The following is a 24,324-nucleotide window of genomic DNA, read 5'->3' on the forward strand; positions in this document are numbered from 1 at the left end:
ATCAACTTTCTTCCACTAAGGGGTTTCAACATATTCCTTTAAAATCCTCTATTTGTAAGTCATATATGGAGAATATTATCGATATTTTTCTGAAAATGAAATTTTCAATGACAGGGGTGCCATTTGTCGCAATGTGATCTAAGGTTTGTGTCAATTTGGCGTAAGGTAAAGGATTAAGGTACATTGTATAGAAGATTTATAATATAGCCGTCGAATAAACGCATCCTATATATTTACTCAAAGGAGAACATACCGTGAATACGTTGAAGGAAATCAGCAAGATAGAAGATCGAAACGTCATTAGCTTCCTTGAAACAGTGGATGTACATACAGGTAAACGTATTATTGTGGCCCAATTCGATTCCCTAATTGAAGCTCCGAATTGGACAAGGGATGGTAAGAGGCTTATTTACAACAGTCTGGGTCGTATCTATTCCTTCGATATAGCAACGAAAGAAGTCGTTGTTATTGATTCCGACTATGCGCATCACTGTAATAATGACCATGTATTGTCTCCAGATAATTCGCATATTGCGGTAAGCCATCACACGCAAGAGGACGGGCAGTCCCGGATATATATCTTTCCTATGGAAGGTGGTAATCCTAGACTAATTACGCCTATGGCACCAAGTTATCTTCACGGTTGGTCACCTGACGGCAAGACCCTTGCCTATTGTGCTGAACGTAATGGCCAGTATGATATCTACACCATTCCAGTAGACGGTGGGGTAGAAGTTCGATTGACAGATTCCCCGGGATTAGATGACGGTCCAGAATACTCACCTGACGGAAAATATATTTGGTTCAATTCTGTTCGTACAGGGCTTATGCAGGTGTGGCGTATGAACGCCGACGGTAGTGGACCGTTGCAGATGACCTGTGATGATAGCAATAACTGGTTCCCGTATGTGTCTCCTGATGGTGAGACGGTTGCGTATATTTCATACCAAGCGGGCGATGTTGATCCCGGAGATCATCCTCCTAACAAAAACGTTGAAATTCGAGTCATGTCTAGTGCAGGCGGCGAATTCCGTACACTTGTACAACTGTTTGGTGGTCAGGGAACGCTTAATGTGAATTCATGGTCGCCTGATGGTAAGCAGTTGGCATTTGTGAGTTACCAACTGAAGGAGAGGAATACATGAGTTATATATTTGAGAAGGTCTATACAAAAGGTGTAAATAAAGACAATGAAGATGCATATCTAGCTGATGGGGATCAAGGGATATTTGCTGTGATGGACGGAGCGACGGGACTGGGGGGACTTTCAGGCAAGATTGCTGCGAATACCGTTCAGGAGACGATTCAAAGTATCCGATCGGGGCAAACGTTATGGGAGTGTGTTGCGGAGGCCAATGCACAGCTTGGTAGAATTGTATCAGCAGAAGCCAGCGTTACAAGCGTTGAGGCAATCGAGATACATAATCGAAGTACCTGCGGTATTGCTGCTATTGCCATTAACCCAACCCACATGGCGTATGTGCATGCAGGTGATTGTATGATTTTTATACGGTATTCTAATGAAGAAGTTCGTTGTGTTACGTATGATTCCGTATCTGTCGTGGATGCCGTTCCCATTCATTTAGTGCATGACAGTATGAAGCAAAAACTAGAGGGTGTTGATTATTCTGCTTGGGATGGGGATCAAATTCGAGAGTTCTTGGCGGACAGGATTACCGACGTTAAACCGATTCTGGTTCACAATCGCCACAAGTTAAATACGAAGGGTGGATATTCCATCATTGATGGCAGCGACCATGCGATGCAACATTTGGATTACGGTACAATTGCGCTGCATAACGCTACACACATCTTGCTACTATCTGATGGATTGCAGCTACCTTCGGAGAAATCGACAGGGCAGATGGGATGGATGGAGACGGCTGAATTCGCCTTTAAGCATGGGCTTATGAAGTTGGAGCAGGAGGTTGCGGAGATGGAACATAGCGATCCGTTATGCTTCAAGTACCCGCGATTAAAGGCGGCGGATGATAAAACCGGCATATTAATCAGTCTAATGTGAGACATTCGTAGTACAAATGGCGAACATTTTAACATTACCCAGTCAGGTCAGTTCATGATGGGTATCATTTAAAGAAACAGGCACCCTTTAGTAAAGGGTGTCTGTTTCTAATTACGGTGAAAGGGTGCATACGCTCCCTATATACGAATACAATTTTGAACATAAGAATAGACTAATCAATGGTTGCGTTGCGTATCTGCAATACAAGATTCATAGGATGCATAAGGAGGAATGGTTGATGAGGAAAGCTTTTATTAGTCCAACGAAATATGTTCAAGGTGAAGACGAACTTTTAAACTTAGGGTATTTCGTCAAGACATTCGGGGATTCAGCGCTACTTATTGCTCATCCAGATGATGTGAATCGCGTGAAAGGCAAACTTGAATCTACTACTAATAAATTTAATATCACACTGATTGAAAGTAACTTCCAGGGGGAGTGCACACGTGAAGAAGTGAAGAGATTGCAAGCATTGGCTAAGGAACATGGCTGTTCTTGTACGATTGGATTAGGCGGAGGCAAGGCCATCGATACAGCGAAGTGCGTAGCAAAAGGTGCCGCATTAATTATTGTACCAACGATCGCAGCCACCGATGCACCAACTAGTCACTCAGCGGTAATGTATACATCGGATGGGCAGTTTGACGACTATGCCTATTTCAAACAAAGCCCTAGTGTGGTCATGATCGATACGACGATCATTGCTAATGCACCTACAAGATTTCTTGTATCGGGTATGGGAGATGCACTCTCTACTTATTTCGAAGCCAGAGCAACCTCAAGATCTTACGCTAACGTAAATGCAGGACTTCCATGTGGGGTTCGCGAAGGAAAATGTGGTGATGCTAAAGGAACCAATACGGCGCTAGCACTTGCTAAGTTCTGCTACGAAACATTATTGAAAGACGGTGTTCAGGCCAAGGTAGCTTGTGATTGCAATATGGTCACGCCTGCACTAGAGAATATTGTTGAAGCTAACATCCTCTTATCGGGCCTTGGGTTTGAAAGTGGAGGTCTAGCTGCTGCTCACGCTATTCATAATGGCTTAACTTCATTAGAAGGGACGCATCACTATTATCATGGGGAAAAGGTAGCCTTCAGTACGATAGCACAATTGGTTCTGGAGAATGCAGATCAAGATGAGTTACATGAAGTACTAGCGTTCTGTACAGCGGTTGGCCTACCTATCTGTCTCGCAGACATAGGTGTAGATAGCTTTTCATATGAAGAGGTGTTAAGTGTAGCTCGCAAAGCTTGTCTTCCACAAGAATCGATTCATTCAATGCCATTTCCAATTACAGAAGAAGCGGTGGCAGCAGCGATTACAGTAGCCGATCAACTCGGTCGACAATATAAATTACGTTAGGATGAATCACATGAAAAAAATAATAAATAAGCCAGAAACGCTAGTCAGAGAGATGTGTAATGGCTTAGTTCTAGCACATCCCAATTTAGCTTTTAATAGTAAATATAAGATCATTCAGAAGAAGGAAATCAATAAAGAAAAAGTAACGTTGATCAGTGGTGGGGGGAGCGGGCATGAACCTGCACATGCTGGGTTTATTGGGAAAGGGATGCTTGACGTAGCAGTCTGTGGGGATGTATTTGCCTCTCCTTCACAGATCCAAGTGTACCAAGCGATTCGATCCACGGCTTCAAATAAAGGGACATTATTAATTATTAAAAATTATAGCGGCGATATCATGAATTTCAAGAATGCGGCTCACCTTGCAAGTGAAGATGGTATTCATGTCGATTTCGTTAAAGTGGATGATGATATTGCAGTGGAAGATAGTCTTTATACCGTTGGTAAAAGAGGCGTTGCAGGTACGGTTCTGGTTCACAAAATAGCCGGTGCAGCTGCGGAACAAGGGAAGACTTTAAGTGAAGTGAAGGCAGTAGCTCAAAAAGCGATAGACCATACCAAAAGTATAGGATTTGCGTTCACTTCTTGTACGGTTCCTGCCAAGGGAACCCCAACCTTTACCCTTGAAGATAATGAAATGGAGTACGGTGTTGGCATTCATGGGGAACCAGGGATTCGCAGAGAAGCCATAGCTTCCGCCGATGAATTGGCACAGAGAATGGTGAGCGCATTATTGGAACATTTGAAGATAGATCGTGATGCTGAGCAGGAAGTTGCCGTATTGATTAATGGATTTGGGGGCACTCCACTACAGGAATTGTATGTGTTGAATAACGTAGTTATCCGTGAATTAGCTTCTAGAAATATAATGGTCTACAAAGTGTTTGTAGGAAATTACATGACGAGTATAGATATGGCTGGGGCGTCGGTCTCAATTATGAAGCTAGACGATCAGTTGAAGCAATTATTGGCTGAAGAGTGTGATACGCCAGCACTTGTTGTTCGTGAAGCCTTCGAACAAGTGAATTACACCGAGGTTGTCTTAGAAGAAGATGTGAAAGCGTCTGTATCCTTCAAATCTGAGACGAGTGAAGACTTTGCAACAATTGTGGATGGCAAATTCTCATTGAATAATGTCATATATCTCATCGATACCATGAGTGAAATCATCATTGAGAATGAAATTCCATTCTGTGAGTTAGATGCTCATGCGGGTGACGGGGATTTCGGCATGAGTGTTGCGAAAGGATTCAAGCAATTAAAGACAGAGTGGCATGATATGATTACGAATCATACAGCGGATATTGGAAGTTTCCTAGATGCTTGTTCCTTGATTATTATGGAGCATTGTGGCGGCGCTTCGGGCCCAATCTGGGGATCTGCATTTCGAGCAGCCAGTAAGAATGTTGGGCATAAACAAGAGTTATCCGTTGACGAAGTAGCCCAAATGATGGCTGCAGTTGTTAAAGGGATACAAGACACAGGGGAGAGAGCCTTTGGTAGGGGCGCTGTTGTGGGCGACAAAACCTTAATTGATGCGCTTGTACCTTATGCCGAGTCTTGGGCACAGAGTGCACTTGATGGTGATGATATCAAGAAAGCATCCACGAAGGCAGCGGATGCGGCCGTTCAAGGGGCGAAACAAACAGAGGCGATTGTGGCTCGAATGGGCAGAGCTGGCACCGCTGGTGAGAGAAGTATTGGTTATCCTGATGCAGGAGCGTATGCGTTGGGGGTTATTTTTACAGAGCTTTCAAAAGTATTAAAGTGAAGTTTAGGCACCCAATAATGAATATTTCTAAATGAAGGGTACCCAACTGGGTGCCCTTTTTACACGTTAATAATGAATTAAGAAATGCGCTAACGAGCTAACGTGCAATCCAACACCCAAGGTAATAACATTATAAGTGATCGATGTTTCAGTCGAAGTGCATCAGATGTAAAAGGTAATATTTAACTATAATCGCACTGTTTTGTATGGTAAAGTGAGTTGTCGACTACCATTTTCACACAGAAATGGGCTGCAGATAATAGACCCACCATGCCTTACTTAAATGGAGTGAGAGAAGAATATGAAGCGTAGAAAAATGATCCTTTTGTTCATGATTTTCATCATGCTTGCCGGGAGCTTGGAGTTGTGGGCAGGAAATGCAAGTGCTAATGGCTTGCATGAATTTAGAGAAGGCGAGTACCTTGTGAATCTCCTTGATGATGGGGATGGACAAGCACGTGTTTTTAAATTCACGACTGACAATAAAATTACATCTAGTAATACCAATCTTCGTTTGTTTATCAATCAAATAGAAATCGACGCTAAGAAGTATACGGTTGATTATGAAAGCAACACCATAACAATGAATAAAGCTCCCGACAGTGGGGCAGAGATTTCTATTAAATATTTAATTATCCCAACTTTTGAATGGGGAGAAGGAATTTCAGGCACATCCCAAATTGGAAATGCCCTTCCTGAGGGGGATGGCTCGACACGCGTTTATAAATTAACTACCAATTATCTTTTGAGTTCGAGCAAGAATGTCAGCTTATACATAGACGGAACGAAAGTTCGTACCTCTGAGTTCACTTTTAATTATGCGAACCATTCCATCACGATATCAGAAAAGCGCTCGGCACCCGGTGCTAATTCAAAAATGTACTTTTATTTTCCAGTCACTTCTATTTCTGGTACCCAATCATCCGCTGGTGAAACAACAGAAAGTCCTTCATCAGGTGGAGCTGTAACGCCAAGTAAAGAGGTTGAATCGGAATTTCAAGTGCCTGGTGGAGAAAGCTACCCTGGCCATATTACGTTGAATATCAATCAAACGTTCATTGTTAATATTACATCTGCGGCCGTACAGCCGACCTATACTTCCTATGTCATGGTCAAAAACGCAAATGGGGAAGTCGTTAGACGAATCCGCATTAACCCGGGCGAATCTTCAACCTATTCTCTAAGCAAGCTCGGGCTGCCTTCAGGAGGATATTATTTTTATTTGAAAACAGTGAATCAATCAGGTGGCTTGGCAGCTTCAATCCCTCAGTTTGTTCCGATTAACAATGAACCTCAACGTATTCAAGTGTATATTGAAGGACACAAGCAGGCTTATGCGCAGGCACCTGTAAATATAAGTGGAAATGTACTCGTTCCGTTCCGGGCGATTTTCCAATCGCTAGGGGCAACCGTAAAATGGAACAACTCCACCCAAATGGTGACTGCAACAAGAGAAGGAAAAACCATTATATTAACGATGGGCTCCAAGATCGCTTACGTGAACGGTGCTCCTATTACCTTGAGTGCAGCTCCGCAATTAATAAATGGAAGTACGATGGTTCCGATTCGATTTGTTAGCGAGGCTCTTGGTGGAATAGTAGAGTGGAACATTGCTTCTAATTCAGTTGTTATTTTTCAAAAAAAGCCGACTATCCCTACAACTGCTGAAGGCGAGAAAGAGGCGAAATCCGAACCGTCCAGCTCTTCGCCTATTTTAGAAAAAATATCGCATGGTATTACCACGCCCACTGACATTGTATTTGTAATTGATGTCACTGCTAGTATGGGTGAGATCATCGGATATACTAAAGAAACGGTTAAAAAATTCGTGGATTCTGTCCCGGCGGGCTCAAAATTTGCTATTGTGGCTTATCGAGATATTAATTATGTGGATCCATATCATAAGGATTTAGAATTTTTCTCGTTCACGAATAATAAAAATGTGTTAAAGGCTAATTTAGATAAGTTGGTGGCTAGTGGCGGAGGGGACTTGGAAGAATCCGGACTAGAAGCCATTCATATGGCAGTTAATAAGTTGTTGGGGAGCACGAATTCCAAAAGAATCATCTTTATAACGGATGCCCCTGTTCACGATAAAGGCACTTCACAAGGAAAAGCTGGATTTTTTCTTGAACAAATGATTACTGAGCTGACAACGAATAAGGTTGTTCTTGACGCAATCGCACCAACAGGCGGATTAGCCTACAAGCAAATTATTCAGCTTGTTAATAGCAATAAGGGCAAGCTATACGATATTAATGATGCCTCTATAATGCTGCTAAATAAATAAACTTCATTCAACCCGCTGGTTTGGTGATTTCCCTTTTATTGATGCATCTGGTGCAAATGCTCGTAAAACTTACCGATCCATCGATCAATTAACTTTAGAGTTTTTTTGATGAATATTTGAAATAATGCGATATAGAGCGGGTACCGTTGATGAGAGAAGTATTGGTTATCCCGACGCAGGAAAACCATAAAGTGAAAGTTAGGCACTCAATAATGAATATTTCTAAATGATGGGCACCCAAAAGGGTGCCCTTTTTACACGTTTGATACAAATATCCAATTCTCCAGATAAACTCCTCTATATCTCCATATAGACTCCAGATTAATCGTATAGATTAGAGATATTAAGGAGGTTATAATAATGAATTTTATCAAACGCGCATTTTTAAGTGTACAAGCAAGAAAGGGAAAATCCCTTATCTTATTTGTTGTATTTTTAGTTGTTAGTAATTTAGTGTTAGCAGGATTCGCGATGCAAAATGTCACGGAAACAGCGAGTGATCTCGCTAGAAAAAAGTTGGGAGTTGACGTAACGTTAGGATTAGATGGGGAAAAGTTTCAAAAATATGTGCAAAAACAGAGAAATGAAAATCCAAATGAAAGAATACACCGCCCAGAACTTTCTACAGAGGAAGCAGATAAGTTAGCTGAATCACCATATGTAAAAGATTTTAACTATCTAAAAGATAGTCAAGGTGTAGCGGATGGCTATACTCCCATTAATGATGATAAAGAGGGAGACATGGCAGGTGGATCCGTAGGTGGAAGCCAAGGTAATATGAAAATGCCAAATACATTCATTCACGGTGTGAGAAGTTCTGATTTATTAAAAGAATTTACAGATGAAACGAATAAAATGATAGAGGGACGTCCAATAACATCAGAAGACAAAGATAAGAAAGTAGCCCTAGTTGAAAAACAGTTAGCTGAAGATAACAATCTACAAGTTGGTGATGAGTTAAAGATCAAAACAACAGATGAATCATCAACATTAGAGATCGAGATTATAGGAATTTACGAAACGTCCACGATGGATAGCAACATGGAAACGGCACCACCACTGTTTCATCCATCGAACAAAGTATATGTCTCGTACGGATCGTTAAAAGATCTTTCGGAAAATAAGGATATGAAGGATACATCCATTGATCAAGCCATTTATTACTTAAATGATCCCCATCATATCGATGATTTTAAAGTAGAGGGAAAGAAAATAGGCATTGATTTTGACCTATTTAAACTAGATGCTCATGATGCCTTATACAAAAAAATGATAGGCCCTATTGAGAACATGGCATTAACTTCAAAATGGATTATATACCTGGTCTCAATTACAGGATCTATTATCTTAGGTCTTATCATTATGTTGACCATAAAAGAACGACGGAAGGAATTGGGAATTCTACTTGCGATTGGTGAGAAAAAAGGGAAATTAATAGGACAACTCTTAGTAGAAGTATTATGTATAGCTGCTTTAGCATTTAGCCTTTCTATATTTACAGGTGGGACAGTATCTCAAACAATGGGAGACAGTTTATTGCAGAAAGAAGTTACTGCTTATGAAGAGCAAGAAAATAATGTAGAGGTACCCACATTTATGTTTGGGATGAATGGCGACCAAGGTAAAGATGTGGATCCTATTGATCATATTGATGTAGGTGTAACATCCCAAGATGTGCTGAAATTAGGTGGATTAGGCCTAATAATCGCAATCCTATCAACCATTCTTCCCGCATTATCGATTCTTCGATTGAATCCAAAAGATATTTTATTAAAAGATGAGTAGGGAGGATATACATGGACACTATTTTACAGTTCAAAAATCTGAATTATCATTATCAAAACAATAATAAAAAAATCACTATATTAGATAATGTAAATTTTGAGTTTCAAGCCGGACACTTTTATACCATTTTAGGACCATCGGGATCCGGAAAAACAACGACCCTTAGTTTAGCAAGTGGATTAGATATCCCAAGTAGTGGGAATGTATTATACAAAGGAACAGATTTACGGAAGATAGGTTTGGTTACCTATCGAAATCAACATGTCTCGATTATCTTTCAATCCTATAATCTCATTACGTATATGACTGCTCTTCAAAATGTAGTCACGGCAATGGAGATTACAGGCGTCGATGTGAAAGACAAAAAAGGAAGAGCTCTTGAGTTGTTAGAAAAGGTAGGGCTGACAAAAGGAGAAGCAAAAAGAAAGGTATTACAGCTTAGCGGTGGTCAGCAACAACGTGTAGCGATTGCTCGTGCATTATCTTGTAATGTAGATTTATTAATTGCTGATGAACCAACTGGGAATCTAGATCAAGAAACTTCCATGGAAATTATCGAGTTATTTAAAGAACTTGCTCATAAAGAAAATAAATGTATCATTGTAGTCACTCACTCCCAAGAGGTGGCTAAACAATCAGATAAAGCGGTGTATCTCGAAAAAAGAAATTTAGTAATCAAAGAGTAAAAGTAAATAAAAGTCTCAATCTCATTTCATCCTACAGAAATGAGATTGAGACTCTTTTGTTGTTTACTTTATGGATAAAGGAATGGTAACTAAAAATTGTACTCCTTGTTCTGTATTCTTCATAGAATACGTAATAGAAAGGGCTTCAAAAATTTGCTTTACAATATATAACCCTAAGCCACTCCCTCCCGTATTTCGATTTCTTGATTTTTCGATTCGATAAAATGGTTCGAAAATATGTTGTATATCCTCTTCTTTAATTTTCACACCTGTATTGATGACTTTAATTTGGATATGGTGTTGTTTTGAATCCTGAGTTAGCTCTATATATACTTTCTCTCCATGAGGTGAATACATAATCGCATTATGAATAATATTTTTACAGGCTTTTTCTAAAAGAACACGATCTGTATAAACAGAAAGGTGAGAACCTATCTGTTTTATCATTTGAATGTCTTTTTGAGAAGCAAAAAATTCGAGATTTTTTGTGATTGTATCCATTAATTCTGAGAGATTTACTACTTCGAATTGTAGTTTGAAGGTATGTTGCTCTAATTTTGACATGCTTAAAATTTCGCGAACCAGTTGTTCCATGCTTTCAATAATTTGGTGGTTTTTCTTTAAGTATTGGTCACGATTTTGATACGGACCAATATTATATATCATCCCTTCTAAGTATCCTTTCATAACAGTGAGAGGTGTCTTTAATTCATGTGCGACAATAGCAAAAAATTCCCTGCGTGTTTTTTCTGTTTCTCTTTCTTTTTCAATATCACTTTTTAATTGCTGATTCGCTTTCTGTAAATCAAGCATCGTTTGTTGTAAATTAATTGACATATTATTTAAACTATTCGATAATTCACCCAATTCATCAATGGAACGAACCTCAATTTTTTCGGAAAAATCCAAGTTGGCCATCTTTTGTGCCCCTTCATTAATATATAGGAGTGGTTTTGTAATGAACCTCGAATATAAATAAGCACTTCCTACACCAATAACAACGACAATGATACTGATATAGGGAAGGAAACGTACCAAGACCTGTGAAGCTTCATTAATAGGTTGAAATGTTGCGGACACTACGAGCGTTAAGTTAACATCTTGAAATTGAATTGGCATGGTAACGTCATATGAGTTGGAAAGGCTATTTGGATTCCTTAATGGCTCTGTTTTATCGAATTGTACATTTGGGGATGCTTGGGTACGTCCTTGAAAAAAAGATAATAACGGAGAATAAATAATGGCTCCTTCTTTATTTTGAAGGTAGATCATGGCGTTGTTTTTTTGTGAGTATTCTTCAAGAAGTGGTATGGCATTTTGAAAAGTAAGATCCTTAGATTTATCAATTATTTCTTCTATTCCTGTTTGAAGCTGTTCTGTTTTATACTGCTCATAAAATGAAGGGAGAAAGAAGTATAAAGTTAAATAAATCAGGACTGCAAAGGCTAACAAAATAAGAGATGTACTCAGAAAAAGTTTATAGGTAATCCGTTTCATCTTCATCATTTTTAATACCTCATTCATCAATTTTATAACCAATTCCTTTCACTGTTTTAATGTAGGGTATATCTAATTTTTTTCGTATGTTTTTAATATGTGTATCAATAATTCGTGTTTCTCCGTAATAATCATATCCCCAAACTTTTTCGACAATGTTTTCTCTTGGGAGTACTTTTTTCTCATTTTGAAGTAGTAGTTGCAGAATTTCGAATTCCTTTGTCGTTAATGGTATTTCAACCTCATTTACATATACTTTATATGCATCACAATCGACTTCTATTTCTTTGAAAACTAAATGATTATCCGTACTTTGATCATTGCTTCTTCTCAGTACAGCCTTGACCCGTCTAATTAATACATGAAAAGAAAAGGGTTTAGTAATATAATCATCGATTCCAATATCGAAGCCTTTCATTTGTTCTTGTTCTTCTTCTAATGCGGTTAGCATAATAATGGGTACATTTGACTCATTTCGAATCATTTTGGCAACTTCAAATCCGTCAAGATTTGGCATCATCACATCCAAAAGAATTAAATCAAAGGGTTGCTTATTAAATAGTTTCATTCCCTCTAATCCATCTGATGCAACTTCAACACTATACTGTTGTGTCATTAAAAATTGTTTAATTAATTCCTGAATCTCTTGATCATCCTCTACCACAAGAATATGATAGTTCATCATTATATCACCTCTCGTAATATTATAACCGTGTTATCTGGAGTTTATGTGGAGAAGCATTCGGTATAAATACATAGATAGATAGAGGTTAGTGCCGAGCACAATGGGTTATCTATGCCGTTTCTTATAAAAAAAATGAGAAAAATCCCCACAAAAACTCTACGTAATCTCCATAGTAACTCCAGATCATGACAGTACAATGAAGACGTTAAGAAAAATACATTTACGAAGGAGATTGATAACTATGAAAAAGAAATTGGCTACTACTGCTTTAGGTGCTGTCTTTGCTCTCACATCTTTTGGGTCTGTATTCGCGGCTGATGCACCAGCACAAACTATTGGAAATGGACAACAGGTAGAACAAGGAAAAGTGAGTAAACCAGATAACTTCAATGACGCAAACAAAGAAAAGGTAAAAGCGATTTTGGACCAAACACAAGCAGGTACACTAACGAAAGAGCAAGTGAAAACACAACTTCAAGCTCTTGGTATCGATTGGGAGTTTGATTTCAGTACGGCTCGTGGTACCAAGGTAGAAATAAACAAAGTTAGTAAACCAGATAACCTCGATGACGCAACCCAAGAAAAGGTAAAAGCGATTTTGAAGCAATCACAAGCAGGTACACTCACTAAAGAGCAAGTGAAAACACAGCTTCAAGCTCTTGGTATCGATTGGGAGTTTGATTTCAGTGGAGCTAAGGACATCAAAATAGAAACAAACAAAGTGAGTAAACCAGATAATCTCGATGACGCAACCAAAGAAAAGGTAAAAGTGATTTTGAACCAATCACAAGCGGGTACACTCACTAAAGAGCAAGTGAAAACACAACTTCAAGCTCTTGGTATCGATTGGGAGTTTGATTTCAGTGGAGCTAAGGACATCAAAGGTGAAACAAACAAAGTAACTAAACCAGATAACCTCGATGATGCTACCCAAGAAAAGGTAAAAGCGATTTTGAACCAATCACAAGCGGGTACACTCACTAAAGAGCAAGTGAAAACACAACTTCGTGCTCTTGGTATCGATTGGGAGTTTGATTTCAGTGGAGCTAAGAACATCAAAGGTGAAACAAATAAAGCGAGTAAAGCAGAATAAGAGTTAAGAAAGAATTCACTAAATAAAACCCGTGAGATTGCTATATTCAGCGACCTCACGGGTTTTATATTGTAGTCCGAAAACTTAGTCTACTCCCTAATAACAACACAGTGGTAGCCCTGAACACGAAAACAATGTTTAGATAGATTGAACTAAAGACGAACCCTCATATTCATGATTTTTTTTAAAATGATCGAACTTGGGAGCGCAGACTTTAGTTCAATCTATATAGACTGCCACGTTTTATTGGACTATCGATTCCAGTTAGTTTAACGTACGTATACTTTCTCTGCGTTCGATTTAGAAATTTTTTTTTTATCATAATCAATAAGAAAGCAAGAAGTGTAAACATAACTCCGCTCCAGAAGCCTATGTATATATTGATATGTGGGATCAAGGAATAAATTATTTCAGGGAAGCGGACGGGGTCTCACGATAACGAAAAGATTGGTAGAACAATTAGGTGGGGAAATCCATCTTCATAGTAAACCTTTTGAAAAACACAATCTTTACTGTACAACTTCCACGAGCTACATATTGATTACTGAAGAAGTCCGAGGGCAACAGCGATCGTAAGATTTTCTTAAGAATTTAGAAATGAAAAAGAAATGGTTATGCTCTAATCTATAGATACTAACAGTTGAAGAAGCCAAATAAGGGAGCACGTAATCTTCTACATCCTTCCCAGAGTATATGATAGGGTGTTTTTTAACGTGGAATAACCCTTATAGGACAAGGCTGTAGCGCGGAATCATGTCGTCATATGACATTATGACACTAGCCGATTTGACATCATACGCACTAACATTGGGTTTGTACAGATCACGGAGGAATTCGCAAACGTAGATACCGATAGTTGCAACTAACCAAATATGAAAGTGGGAAGCGATCATGGAAGCATCACTTATGAAAACATCCTTACAGTCCTTATGGATGATGTGGGAGAACGTGTTTAGCTATATAACCAAATTTAGAAGTGAGTCGGTGTGGCAATATGGCATATGTAAATTGGTAGTTAGACAGCATCACGGGAAGAGCATTATCTGTCAAGGCGGATATAGAATTGCTAACGGAGATTGGGTAGGCGAACTTCATTTGGATAATCAGCAGGTACTAGAACTTGTACGTGAGTTCGGTTCAGATCGGGCTGGGTTGAAGACAGCACGGATGCTTCGTAGTGCGCTGAAACAAATCAGTCGGGAGCTGGATAGTAACCCAGAACTGCTGAAAGTGCAGGCCTTAGTTGGGATTACGTTACTTCACCGGGGGATCATTCATGGCATAGGGTTTGAACAACATCCAATCGAGTCCACAGGACTAAGACGATTCTATAAGATGTATCTTTGTTTACTGCTCCGTGTGTTGCACCCAGAGGGGAAAGAACGAGTCCAACAGAGTGCCGAGAAGTTATCTCCCATGATGCTGGTTATAAGCAAGCAATCTTTGGAGGAACGTTTTGCGAGGCGGAAGCATGTTGTCGAAATTAAGATCTCATAATAGATTTTCTGAATTTGTAGGAATAAAGAAAGTGGTGGTTACATGATACCCATGTCCGTTCGTTTAATTATTGTTGTAATGATTCTCTATATGATAGTTCCCTTTCTACTTACCCGAATATGTGGTTGGGGCGTGTTCTCCAAAGGAAAAGTAGCTAAGGGAATTGCCTTTACTTTCGACGACGGGCCTGACCCTCGTTATACGCCTGAAGTACTGGACCTGCTACAAGAATATGGCGTTAAGGCCACCTTCTTTGTATTGGGGAGTAAGGCCGAACAACACCCAGAGTTGATTCAACGAATGTATCGGGAAGGGCACCAGATCGGCATTCATAACTATAATCACACGTCCAACTGGCTCTTGTCTCCATGGAAGAATAGACGAGATCAAGTCGAACGTACAGCGGATATTATCGAGCGAATCACAGGTGAGTGGCCGCTATTCTACCGACCGCCATGGGGACTTCTTAACATAGGGGATCTCTTCTTGATGAGAAAGTCGTATCGGATCGTATTGTGGTCGGTCATGGTGGGAGATTGGAAACCGTCGGTTAACCCGGAACATTTGAAGAGAACTTTGTTGAAAAAGATTAAGAAGGGTTCCATTATCGTTCTGCATGATAGTGGAGATACACTTGGGGCAGATGAAGAAGCACCTCGGCACATGATAACAGGACTGAAGGAAGTTTTGAAAGAAATTCAGTTGAAGGGATATGTTTGTCTGCGAACGGATGAGCTATTGGATAAGGAAGCTGGGGGTATTGGAGAAGTCGTACCTAGAGCTAAACATCCAGGTCAGGTCCATTCGTAGGCTCGCGTAGTGGAAAAGATGGGGTTCAAGGTACTGTTGGTTCTATTCTACTTGAATGCCATAAAATAATAGATGACATTATGCCACTAGGCGATATGACAGCTGGAATATTAGTATAAAACGATAGAGCAGAACTACTAGAGCATATCTTGTGAACAGATTGGAAGGGAATTCAACATGAAAAAGAAAAAGACAGTTCGAACTATCGTTATGGCCATTGCTGTAGTATACATGGTGTTTATTTTTACAGGTCTATGCCAATATACATTTTCTAACTTTAACGAAATTATCAGTAATGAAGTTGAACAAAAACTCAGCTATAAGGTGGAACTTACTTCCACAAAGCTAAACAGTCTATTATTGAATAGCAGTAATAGGAAAGAAGTACTGAAGAGCGAAGGGTTCCATGAGGTATTGGCAAAAATGAAAGAAAGCGGTGGTGAATATTACTTTATCATAGATAAAGAAGGTCGATACGCTGCAAGTGAGAACCCTAAGTTCATCTTAGGTAAAGCCATGATTGAGGATTCGGACACTCAGCTGCAAAAAGTGGGTCAAGTTATAGCGCAAACTACGGGTACGAGCGGTACGGGAGACTCGGACAATATTTACGCTTTCACTATGATTGGTGATACAGGTTATAAGTTAGTTTTGGCTATGCCTTTAAATCAGATTACTGACCCCATGATGAAAAACCTTTATTTGATTATAGCCGGTTTTATCATCGCGATGGTTATATTTATTGTCCTACTCTTTATCATATTAACCCGGAGTATTGTTCGACCACTGCGCATGATAAACAAGCATGTTGCGGGGCTCGTTGAACAAGGCGGTGATTTGACGTTAAAGTTGGATATGAAGCGAAATGATGAAATTGGGATGTTAGCATATTCCATTAATCAGTTTCTGGACAACTTACGGGCCATTGTAGGTAATGTCAATATTAAAGCTAACCATTTGAATGAGAATGCCGGTATGCTGCAAGTTGCAGCAGAGCAGACGAATGAATCATCGAAGCAGATAACAATGATTATCGCTGATATGGCTGATCGTTCGACACAGCAAGCGGAACATGTACGGCAAGTACTCACGATGATGGAACGGACGGGGGAGATCTCCGAAGAAATCAAGATGGAAACAGTAAATACAGTTCACGATTCTCATCATTTAATAGAAGCTGTGCAAACTGGCCAGAGTGCGAATAGAGCATCTGTTGATAATTTAGAAGAGATGGTTAACTCAATTCAACGCTCAACAGAAACCATTGTAAAGCTGAACAGTCGATCCAAAGAAATTGGTGAGATTATTACCGTGATTTCCGAATTATCCAGTCAGACCAATTTACTCGCTCTTAATGCTGCCATTGAAGCGGCTCGCGCTGGAGAACAAGGGAAAGGTTTTGCAGTAGTTGCAGGAGAGATCCGTAAGCTTGCTGAAGGTTCTGGAAGAGCGGCAGAGCAGATTACTGATCTTATTCGCAGGATTCAAGGGGAAACGAATGCAGCTGTTAAGACAATGGAAGCGAGTCAGCGGGTTGTCATCGTACAGAACGATTTAGTGATACAGGGCCAAGAATCGCTTGAAGTGATCGCTCAGAAGGTTGATCTAACGGCCGAAAGCACGCTGCGAATTCAAAACATATTCGGCGAGCTGTCGACAATGTCACATCAATCATTGGAAGCTCTGATGCAATCTTCGAAGCTCATTGATGAGTCGGCATCAGCATCACAGGAAGTGGTAGCTTCCACAGAGGAACAACTCGCTACGGTCGATGAAATGACAACCAAACTGAGAGAGTTGAGTGAATTATCTGTAGTATTGAAGCGTGAAGTTGGGATATTTACGATTTAAAGAAGCTTAGGCAGATTGACTCATTCTATGATGAATAGATCTTCTGGGTTTGGATTGGAAATCTAAGATACACGGGTAGAAAAAAAGCTCGTCCAGTGCAATCAGTGCATTGGGCGAGCTTTTTGCTTTATCCAATAAATTGGATGCGCTGCGTTATATCATTGATGTCAATCTATAGAACTTGCAGTAATTTATCATTCATAATTTCTAGTTATTTAATTAATAAGGACACTGTACAAATTAAATAATACCTGATACAATGATCCCAATACAATAAATGACAATACATAAAGTAGAAATAGGGAGTGGTTTACATGCAGATACATTTGATAGGTGACCTGAGTGAAAGCCTTATTCAGGGGACTCATATTTTGCAAGAATCGTTGAATTTTCAGCTTAGCGACAACGGAATTCACGTACAAGTAAACAAAAGGGTAGGTACGCTAGAAGCAGGATGTGATGGGGAGCAGGGATTCATTCATTACGAACATCCTATCCACTTCTATAGAGCGTTAGGATTGTTTATAGAAAATTCACAAAATTGCAAGCGTTTCCATGTGGCTGAGCAACCGCAATTTATCAATTCTGGTGCAGTGTTTGATGTTTCGCGTAACGGGGTTCTTACGGTAGATAGTATTAAGGAATTTATTCGAATCATGGCGGTCATGGGCCTCAATACGTTCATGTTGTACACCGAAGATACGTTTACGGTAAGTAATCAACCTTATTTCGGATACATGCGGGGAAAATATACAGTTGCTGAGTTAAAAGAATGTGACGATTACGCAGACATGTTCGGTATCGAAATCATTCCATGTATTCAGACCCTAGCGCATTTAACCCAAGCTTTGAAATGGGATTATGCTAAGCAAATTAAGGATACAGACGATATCCTGCTGGTCGGAGAACAAGCCACTTATCAATTTATTGAAGAGATGATAGCATCCATCACGGAACCATTTCGAAGCAAACGAATTCATATCGGGATGGATGAAGCGCATCAACTTGGTTTAGGTAAATATCTAGACAATTATGGCTATAAGAAACGATTTGATCTCATGAACGAACATTTAAAACAGGTTCTTGCGATTACTTCGAAATATGATCTTCATCCGATGATCTGGAGCGATATGTACTTCCGGCTCGGTTCCAAAAGTGGACAGTATTATGATCCGAATGTGTTCATTCCTCAAGATGTCATTGATGATATGCCGAGCAACGTGCAATTTGTATATTGGGATTACTACCATGAAGAAGAGTCATTTTATAAAGATTATATCCGTCGGCATAAGGAATTTGGTTCAGATCCGGTATTTGCGGGTGGGATATGGACTTGGACGGGAATTGTTCCGAATTACGGGAAAACGTTTAGAACCACAAATGCCGGACTGATGGCTTGTAAGCAAGAAGGAATTAAAGAAGCATTCGTTACGATGTGGGGGGATAACGGGTCGGAGGGTAATCCATTCTCAGGACTCCTAGGTTTACAGTTGTATGCCGAGCATACATATGCTGCGGAAGTGAATGAGGAGAAGTTGAAGTCGAGATTTCGGATGTGTACTGGCGGGGATCACGAGAGTTTCATGAATGTGAAATATTTAGATGAAACACCTGGAACGACAATCGATAATTTGAACGAGGCCAATCCCTCGCGCTACTTATTATGGCAGGACGTCTTGCTAGGTCTGTTTGATAGCCATGTTGTGCAACACGATTTGGTGAACCATTACGCACACTGGGAGAAAGAAATTCAGCGATATTCACAAAATAGCGGTAAATGGTCATTTTTATTCGATGTATACGAGAAACTTAGCAAAGTACTTCGGATGAAATGCGACTTAGGCGTGAGGATCAAATCAAGCTACGACCGCAAGGATAAGGATCAATTGAGATTCATTGCAGATCAAGAAATGGAAGAGCTAATCAATGTCATTTCAGAACTCCGAGATGCGCACCGTGAACAATGGTTCATAACGAATAAAGCTTTCGGATGGGAAGTCATCGACATTCGATATGGCGGGTTATTAGCTCGAATGGATACGGCTACCAAAAGAATAAAGGATTACGTTGATGGAAGAATTGATGAACTTGAAGAAATGCAAGAAACGAGACTGGCCTTTGAAGCTTTCTATGGTTGGGAAGACGGATCGCTAGGACATTGTAACTTGTATCACCGCATGGTATCTCCGAGTGCATTTTCATAAGAACAATAGGTATTAAATATACGTGATGGAGCGTGAGGGATAATATGCTAGAGCGGGCCATGAGTACTTCAAGTCAGAAGAAGGTCAGAGTATCGAGAATGAAAGGCATTACACGGGAACTCGTAAAAAACAAATGGTTATACATCATGTTCTTACCTGTCTTGGTCTGGTTTGTTCTCTTTGCCTATTGGCCAATGTACGGGTTAGTTATTGCATTCCAGAAGTACAACGTGGTCAAAGGGATATCGGGCAGTGAATGGGTCGGCTTCAGATATTTCAAACAGTTTTTCGAGGACCCTTTCTTCTATCGATTAATGCGAAATACGCTAGTTGTGAATATTTACAGCTTGATATTCGGATTTCCAATCCCGATTATCCTGGCCCTTTGTTTCAATGAAATTAAAAACATGATGTTCAAAAAAATATCGCAAACGATAAGCTATTTACCTCACTTTATTTCAACCGTTGTTGTCTGTGGGATGGCCTTAAGCTTCCTTTCTCCAAGTGTTGGGATTGTAAATATTCTATTGAGTAAATTCGGCATCGATAGCATCTACTTTTTTCAAAATCCAGATTATTTCCGTTCCATTTATGTATTTCTAGGCGTGTGGCAAGGAGCCGGGTTTGCAGCCATTATCTATATCTCAGCATTAGCGGGAATTAGCCCGGAATTATACGAGGCCGCTAAGATTGACGGGGCTAATCGCTGGAAACAACTTTGCTACATCACACTTCCAAGCCTAATGCCTACCGTTATCATCATGTTGTTGTTAAATCTAGGTGGCATGTTGAATACCGACTTCACCAAAATCATTCTACTATATAATCCGACGATCTATGAAACAGCAGATGTTCTTAATACTTATGTGTATCGAAAAGGACTAATAGACACCAATTATAGTTATGCAACAGCCGTTGGTTTGTTCCAAGGGGTCATCGGATTCATTCTAGTATACGGCGCGAACTTCTTGAGTCGAAAAGTAAGTAAAACATCGCTGTGGTAAGGAGGGGGAATATGATGGTGTTAGGTAAAAAGAAGATAGAAAAGGGAGATATTTTCTTCGGGATATTCATTTATGCATTTGTCATTGGTGTGTGTGTTCTAACGCTATACCCATTTCTGTATATCTTGAGTATTTCATTAAGTAATACAGGAAGTGTGACGCGTAATGAGGTATTTCTTCTACCAAAAGGATTCAATTTGGCGGCCTTTCAGACGGTCCTAAGCTATAAAGGCATTATGGTTGCGTATGGAAATACGATTTTCTATACCGTTGTGGGTACGATATTAAGCCTACTGTTAACAACACTCGCGGCCTATCCATTATCACGACAAGATTGGAAATTCCGAAATATTGCTACTGTATTTCTTGTGATTACACTCTGGTTCGGCGGTGGAATCATACCATTTTATTTAGTCATGAAGAATTTACACCTTTTGGATACTAGGCTTTCCATTCTTCTGTATGCAGCTATTTCTACCTTTTATATTATTATTGTTCGTTCTTATTTCGAAAGTCTTCCCAAGGAGTTGGAGGAATCCGCCAAAATTGATGGGGCTAATGATTTGCGAATCTTTATTCAAATTATTCTACCTTTATCGAAGCCGGTGCTTGCGGCCATTGGACTTTATTACGCAATCGGGAAATGGAACTCATTCTTCTGGGAGATGATTCTCATCAATAATGAGAAATTACTACCCGTGCAGGCCGTACTTGTCCGAATCATTCGGGATAGCTCTTTCGATAGAGAGATGGAAAAGGCACTCGTACAAAACGCTGCGGTATTGCCGATCACGATCCAATATGCAGCGATTATTGTTACGTCGTTACCCATCATTGCAATCTATCCATTTCTACAAAAGTACTTCGTTAAGGGGGTGATGATTGGAGCGGTGAAGAGCTAGTGCAATGAGCTGAATAATATAAATCTTATTGGGGGTTTTGGAAATGATAAAAAAATTAAAATGGAATGTAATGGTTGTCTTTGTACTAATCTTATCATTGATGATTTCAGCATGTAGTAGTAATACTGCAAGTAAAGCATCAACAAAAGAAGATGCCAGCTCATCTAAACCTGCCAAGCTTTCTGTATTCATAGCAAGCCGAGCAACAGATGCAATGTATTCTAGTGAAACGCTAATATGGAAAGAATTGGGCAAAAGACTTAATGTTGAATTTGAGTTCATTACAGGTGACACGAAGACTATGACTGAGAAGTTCCCTGTTATGGTATCGTCAGGTGAATACCCAGATATCGTGTCCGGTAAAATTCGTGACTTTAATAAGTTCGGAATGCAAGGAGCTTTCATACCTCTTAATGAACATATGGAGAATGCTCCAAATATTCAAAAGTATTTGATGGATAATAAAGATGCCAAGGCACAAACGATGGCTATTGACGGTAATATTTATTCCGTTCCTATGTTATCTGCTGTCCGTACATCTGAAGGTCCGCTCGTTCGTAAGGACTGGCTTGATCGTCTAGGACTTCAAATGCCAGAGACAATTGACGACTGGTACACGGTATTAAAAGCAATTAAGGATAAAGATGCAAATGGTAATGGAGATGTAAACGATGAGATTCCATTTTCAACAGTTGGAACGCCAGATACATTTTATTTAGACTTTGCTGATGCATGGGGCATTGACCTGAATGTAGATGGACGTTGGTTCGAAGAAAATGGTAAAATGGTATATTCCCCAATAGATCCAAGAGCAAAAGAATATTTGACTACAATGAACAAATGGTATAGTGAAGGCCTCATAGATAAAGAGATGTTATCCAGACAGGATAAAGATTACACTGCTATGATCTTTAATGATAAAGTTGGTTCGACTACGCATTGGATTGGTTATGTCGCAGGTTTCAATGCAAGACCTGAAGCTCAAAAAATAGCAGGATTTAACTATCAAGTTACCGCTCCACCGGTATTGAAAAAAGGAGATAAAGCACTTACTAGCAGACAACAGCTCATTACGGTACCTTGGGCATGGGCAATTAGCGCTAAGAATAAAAATTTAGAAGCTACAATGAAACTATTTGATTATGCTTATAGTGATGAAGGTCAGATTCTCTTGAACTTCGGTGTAGAGGGCGATACGTATGCTAAAAATGCTGATGGCGTCATTCAATATACAGATAAGATTGCTAAGAACGCCGATGGAATTGCGAAAGCGTTATATCGTATTGGTGCGGAGCCTCTACTTGGATTCCGTCAAGATCCTCTATATGAAAAAGCATCATGTGCAAGTGAAGATGCTTGTAAACAGTTGTTCAACTACGTAGATAATAACTCTTTCAGGGATCCAGCTCCTTCATTGAAATATTCAGATGAAGATGGAGAAAAATTCAATGAACTCTCTACTCAAATCAACACGTATGTGGATGAAATGATGAGTAAGTTTATTATTGGGCAAGAACCATTAAGCAAATTTGATGCTTATGTTTCTACAGTTAAGTCTATGCAATTCGATGAGTTAGCGAAAATTCAGAATACAGCGCTTGAAAAATATAAAGAATTATTGAAATAGACAGGATTGAAGTAACGGAGGGGATCGTTCTTCGTACACAAAAAATCCCCTCGAAAGGTTGTTTTGTTCCATGAAGCATGTAAGAGGTAATTTGTATTTAATGAAAGAAATAAATCGTTCAACAATACTAAGTTTACTACATCGGGAGAAGAGCCTTTCTCGAGCGGAAATTGCGCAAAGAACCAAATTGAGCGCAACGACGATATCATCATTGGTCGATGAGTTGATTAAGGAAGGTTTTATCGTTGAATCCGGTGAAAAGTCATCTCCAGGAGCGGGTCGCAGAGCAATCTCACTTGAAATAAATAGATTGAACGGATTCGTTATTTCTGTAGGACTCGGAAATCGAATGTTTTATTTCAGGATGTCTAATTTCCATGGTGAGGTCATTACGGAGTTAAAGAAACCAGCAACGACAGGAAATACGGGCGTTCTTGAATCTGTTAAAGCAGGTATTGAAGAACTGGTTAAAAAGTCAGAATTACAGGACTTTTCAATGATCAAAGGAATGGCTATTGCATCTCCAGGTATCATTGATGAGGACAATGGGATGATTGAGTACTCGAGATATCTAAACTTGAAAGATTTCAATATTGTAGATGAACTACAAGCATCTTATCCTATACCGATTTACGTCATTAATGATACAAATGCTGCTGCATTTGCAGAATATTATTTACTCTCTAGTCCAGAGATTAGAAATGTACTATATGTATGGGTTTATGATGGCGTTGGAGCAGGGATCATCATTAATGATCAGATTATTTCAGGTTACAAAGGTAGCGCCGGAGAAGTAACCTATATGAGTGATTACTTGTTTAGTGATACGTATGTGCTGCAGCAAGCACAAAAAAGAGCGCTTAAGCATGATGCCAATGTCGTATTTCATGACATAGCAGATGTCCTAGAGGCATACGCAATCGGAGTCCCTTGGCTTGAGACGCTGATGGACAGATCACTTCTATTGATGGGTAAGGCCATTGCGGTCATGATTAATTTAATTGGCCCGGAGCAAGTGATTTTAGATGGTTGGTTCATTGATTCACCTAAATGCATGCAGAAAATGCATACCTACTTAAGAAGATTAACGTTACACGGACGTTATGAACCAGAGCGAGTGACAACTGCAAAATTAGGTGACAAAAATTATCTGATCGGGGCTACAACTTTAATTCTGCATGACCTATTCAAAGAAAAAGTGCTATTAACTTAATAGAATCTGAGAGGATTGAT

General features: G+C 39.6%; 18 protein-coding genes and 1 pseudogene. 17 read left to right on the forward strand and 2 right to left on the reverse strand.

Features of this window, described 5'->3' with window-relative positions; translation table 11 throughout:
• Window positions 1-254: 254 nt before the first annotated feature.
• From BW961_RS16595 to BW961_RS16625, 7 genes are all read left to right on the forward strand, one after another.
• Window positions 255-1,145 carry a TolB family protein gene (locus tag BW961_RS16595; protein ID WP_244555982.1) on the forward strand — a complete coding sequence of 297 codons (891 nt, stop codon included), beginning with the start codon at window positions 255-257 and terminating at the stop codon, window positions 1,143-1,145.
• Window positions 1,142-2,023 (forward strand): protein phosphatase 2C domain-containing protein, encoded by an 882-nt coding sequence (locus BW961_RS16600; RefSeq protein ID WP_068588905.1) that lies wholly within the window; start codon window positions 1,142-1,144, stop codon window positions 2,021-2,023. Before BW961_RS16595 ends, BW961_RS16600 begins: the two co-directional genes overlap by 4 nt.
• A gap of 238 nt (window positions 2,024-2,261) precedes the next feature.
• The gene (locus BW961_RS16605) at window positions 2,262-3,389 is read left to right on the forward strand and encodes a glycerol dehydrogenase (protein WP_068588902.1); all 1,128 of its coding nucleotides are present in this window, start codon (window positions 2,262-2,264) and stop codon (window positions 3,387-3,389) included.
• Window positions 3,390-3,399: 10 nt separating this feature from the next.
• Window positions 3,400-5,160 carry a dihydroxyacetone kinase subunit DhaK gene (gene dhaK, locus BW961_RS16610; protein ID WP_068588900.1) on the forward strand — a complete coding sequence of 587 codons (1,761 nt, stop codon included), beginning with the start codon at window positions 3,400-3,402 and terminating at the stop codon, window positions 5,158-5,160.
• 301 nt (window positions 5,161-5,461) lie between these two features.
• Window positions 5,462-7,450 (forward strand): stalk domain-containing protein, encoded by a 1,989-nt coding sequence (locus BW961_RS16615; RefSeq protein ID WP_068588897.1) that lies wholly within the window; start codon window positions 5,462-5,464, stop codon window positions 7,448-7,450.
• A 360-nt stretch (window positions 7,451-7,810) separates the two neighbouring features.
• Window positions 7,811-9,235: an ABC transporter permease gene (locus tag BW961_RS16620; RefSeq protein WP_068588896.1), complete on the forward strand. Its 1,425-nt coding sequence runs from the start codon at window positions 7,811-7,813 to the stop codon at window positions 9,233-9,235.
• 11 nt (window positions 9,236-9,246) lie between these two features.
• Window positions 9,247-9,921 (forward strand): ABC transporter ATP-binding protein, encoded by a 675-nt coding sequence (locus BW961_RS16625; protein ID WP_068588893.1) that lies wholly within the window; start codon window positions 9,247-9,249, stop codon window positions 9,919-9,921.
• Between the two features lie 63 nt (window positions 9,922-9,984).
• Here BW961_RS16625 and BW961_RS16630 read toward each other — a convergent pair whose 3' ends face one another.
• Together BW961_RS16630 and BW961_RS16635 are read right to left on the reverse strand one after the other, a co-directional pair.
• Entirely contained in the window at window positions 9,985-11,424 is a 1,440-nt protein-coding gene (locus tag BW961_RS16630; protein ID WP_068589077.1) for a sensor histidine kinase, read from the reverse strand.
• Window positions 11,425-11,437: 13 nt separating this feature from the next.
• The gene (locus tag BW961_RS16635) at window positions 11,438-12,103 is read right to left on the reverse strand and encodes a response regulator transcription factor (protein ID WP_076576916.1); all 666 of its coding nucleotides are present in this window, start codon (window positions 12,101-12,103) and stop codon (window positions 11,438-11,440) included.
• 241 nt (window positions 12,104-12,344) lie between these two features.
• Here BW961_RS16635 and BW961_RS16640 point away from each other — a divergent pair, with 241 nt between their 5' ends.
• The 10 genes and pseudogenes from BW961_RS16640 (at window position 12,345) to BW961_RS16680 (ending at window position 24,304) form a co-directional block, all read left to right on the forward strand.
• Window positions 12,345-13,196, forward strand: a complete 852-nt coding sequence (locus tag BW961_RS16640) for a hypothetical protein (RefSeq protein WP_068588891.1) — start codon at window positions 12,345-12,347, stop codon at window positions 13,194-13,196.
• Between the two features lie 393 nt (window positions 13,197-13,589).
• A pseudogene (locus tag BW961_RS31260) lies at window positions 13,590-13,737 on the forward strand (ATP-binding protein); the annotation flags it as partial.
• Between the two features lie 365 nt (window positions 13,738-14,102).
• Window positions 14,103-14,693: a YkoP family protein gene (locus BW961_RS16645; protein WP_139331668.1), complete on the forward strand. Its 591-nt coding sequence runs from the start codon at window positions 14,103-14,105 to the stop codon at window positions 14,691-14,693.
• 51 nt (window positions 14,694-14,744) lie between these two features.
• The gene (locus tag BW961_RS16650) at window positions 14,745-15,503 is read left to right on the forward strand and encodes a polysaccharide deacetylase family protein (protein WP_082867600.1); all 759 of its coding nucleotides are present in this window, start codon (window positions 14,745-14,747) and stop codon (window positions 15,501-15,503) included.
• A 177-nt stretch (window positions 15,504-15,680) separates the two neighbouring features.
• Window positions 15,681-17,354, forward strand: coding sequence for a methyl-accepting chemotaxis protein (locus BW961_RS16655; protein ID WP_068588882.1), 1,674 nt, complete (start codon window positions 15,681-15,683; stop codon window positions 17,352-17,354).
• Window positions 17,355-17,668: 314 nt separating this feature from the next.
• Window positions 17,669-19,558 carry a beta-N-acetylhexosaminidase gene (locus tag BW961_RS16660; RefSeq protein WP_068588880.1) on the forward strand — a complete coding sequence of 630 codons (1,890 nt, stop codon included), beginning with the start codon at window positions 17,669-17,671 and terminating at the stop codon, window positions 19,556-19,558.
• Window positions 19,559-19,602: 44 nt separating this feature from the next.
• Entirely contained in the window at window positions 19,603-20,562 is a 960-nt protein-coding gene (locus BW961_RS16665) for an ABC transporter permease (protein WP_068588877.1), read from the forward strand.
• An 11-nt stretch (window positions 20,563-20,573) separates the two neighbouring features.
• Window positions 20,574-21,464, forward strand: a complete 891-nt coding sequence (locus tag BW961_RS16670; RefSeq protein WP_082867595.1) for a carbohydrate ABC transporter permease — start codon at window positions 20,574-20,576, stop codon at window positions 21,462-21,464.
• A gap of 43 nt (window positions 21,465-21,507) precedes the next feature.
• A complete protein-coding gene (locus tag BW961_RS16675; RefSeq protein WP_068588874.1) occupies window positions 21,508-23,091 on the forward strand; it encodes an extracellular solute-binding protein in 1,584 nt (527 codons plus the stop codon).
• Between the two features lie 70 nt (window positions 23,092-23,161).
• Window positions 23,162-24,304: an ROK family transcriptional regulator gene (locus BW961_RS16680; protein WP_082867594.1), complete on the forward strand. Its 1,143-nt coding sequence runs from the start codon at window positions 23,162-23,164 to the stop codon at window positions 24,302-24,304.
• Window positions 24,305-24,324 lie beyond the last annotated feature (20 nt).

Source organism: Paenibacillus macquariensis (assembly GCF_900156375.1).
Lineage (GTDB): Bacteria > Bacillota > Bacilli > Paenibacillales > Paenibacillaceae > Paenibacillus_AQ > Paenibacillus_AQ macquariensis.

Coding starts and splice junctions, on each gene's coding strand:
- BW961_RS16600 (WP_068588905.1), top strand. CDS start 1,142: ATGAGTTATATATTTGAGAAGGTCTATACAAAAGGTGTAAATAAAGAC.
- BW961_RS16605 (WP_068588902.1), top strand. CDS start 2,262: ATGAGGAAAGCTTTTATTAGTCCAACGAAATATGTTCAAGGTGAAGAC.
- dhaK (WP_068588900.1), top strand. CDS start 3,400: ATGAAAAAAATAATAAATAAGCCAGAAACGCTAGTCAGAGAGATGTGT.
- BW961_RS16615 (WP_068588897.1), top strand. CDS start 5,462: ATGAAGCGTAGAAAAATGATCCTTTTGTTCATGATTTTCATCATGCTT.
- BW961_RS16620 (WP_068588896.1), top strand. CDS start 7,811: ATGAATTTTATCAAACGCGCATTTTTAAGTGTACAAGCAAGAAAGGGA.
- BW961_RS16625 (WP_068588893.1), top strand. CDS start 9,247: ATGGACACTATTTTACAGTTCAAAAATCTGAATTATCATTATCAAAAC.
- BW961_RS16630 (WP_068589077.1), bottom strand. CDS start 11,424: ATGAAGATGAAACGGATTACCTATAAACTTTTTCTGAGTACATCTCTT.
- BW961_RS16635 (WP_076576916.1), bottom strand. CDS start 12,103: ATGATGAACTATCATATTCTTGTGGTAGAGGATGATCAAGAGATTCAG.
- BW961_RS16640 (WP_068588891.1), top strand. CDS start 12,345: ATGAAAAAGAAATTGGCTACTACTGCTTTAGGTGCTGTCTTTGCTCTC.
- BW961_RS16645 (WP_139331668.1), top strand. CDS start 14,103: ATGAAAACATCCTTACAGTCCTTATGGATGATGTGGGAGAACGTGTTT.
- BW961_RS16650 (WP_082867600.1), top strand. CDS start 14,745: ATGTCCGTTCGTTTAATTATTGTTGTAATGATTCTCTATATGATAGTT.
- BW961_RS16655 (WP_068588882.1), top strand. CDS start 15,681: ATGAAAAAGAAAAAGACAGTTCGAACTATCGTTATGGCCATTGCTGTA.
- BW961_RS16660 (WP_068588880.1), top strand. CDS start 17,669: ATGCAGATACATTTGATAGGTGACCTGAGTGAAAGCCTTATTCAGGGG.
- BW961_RS16665 (WP_068588877.1), top strand. CDS start 19,603: ATGCTAGAGCGGGCCATGAGTACTTCAAGTCAGAAGAAGGTCAGAGTA.
- BW961_RS16670 (WP_082867595.1), top strand. CDS start 20,574: ATGATGGTGTTAGGTAAAAAGAAGATAGAAAAGGGAGATATTTTCTTC.
- BW961_RS16675 (WP_068588874.1), top strand. CDS start 21,508: ATGATAAAAAAATTAAAATGGAATGTAATGGTTGTCTTTGTACTAATC.
- BW961_RS16680 (WP_082867594.1), top strand. CDS start 23,162: ATGAAGCATGTAAGAGGTAATTTGTATTTAATGAAAGAAATAAATCGT.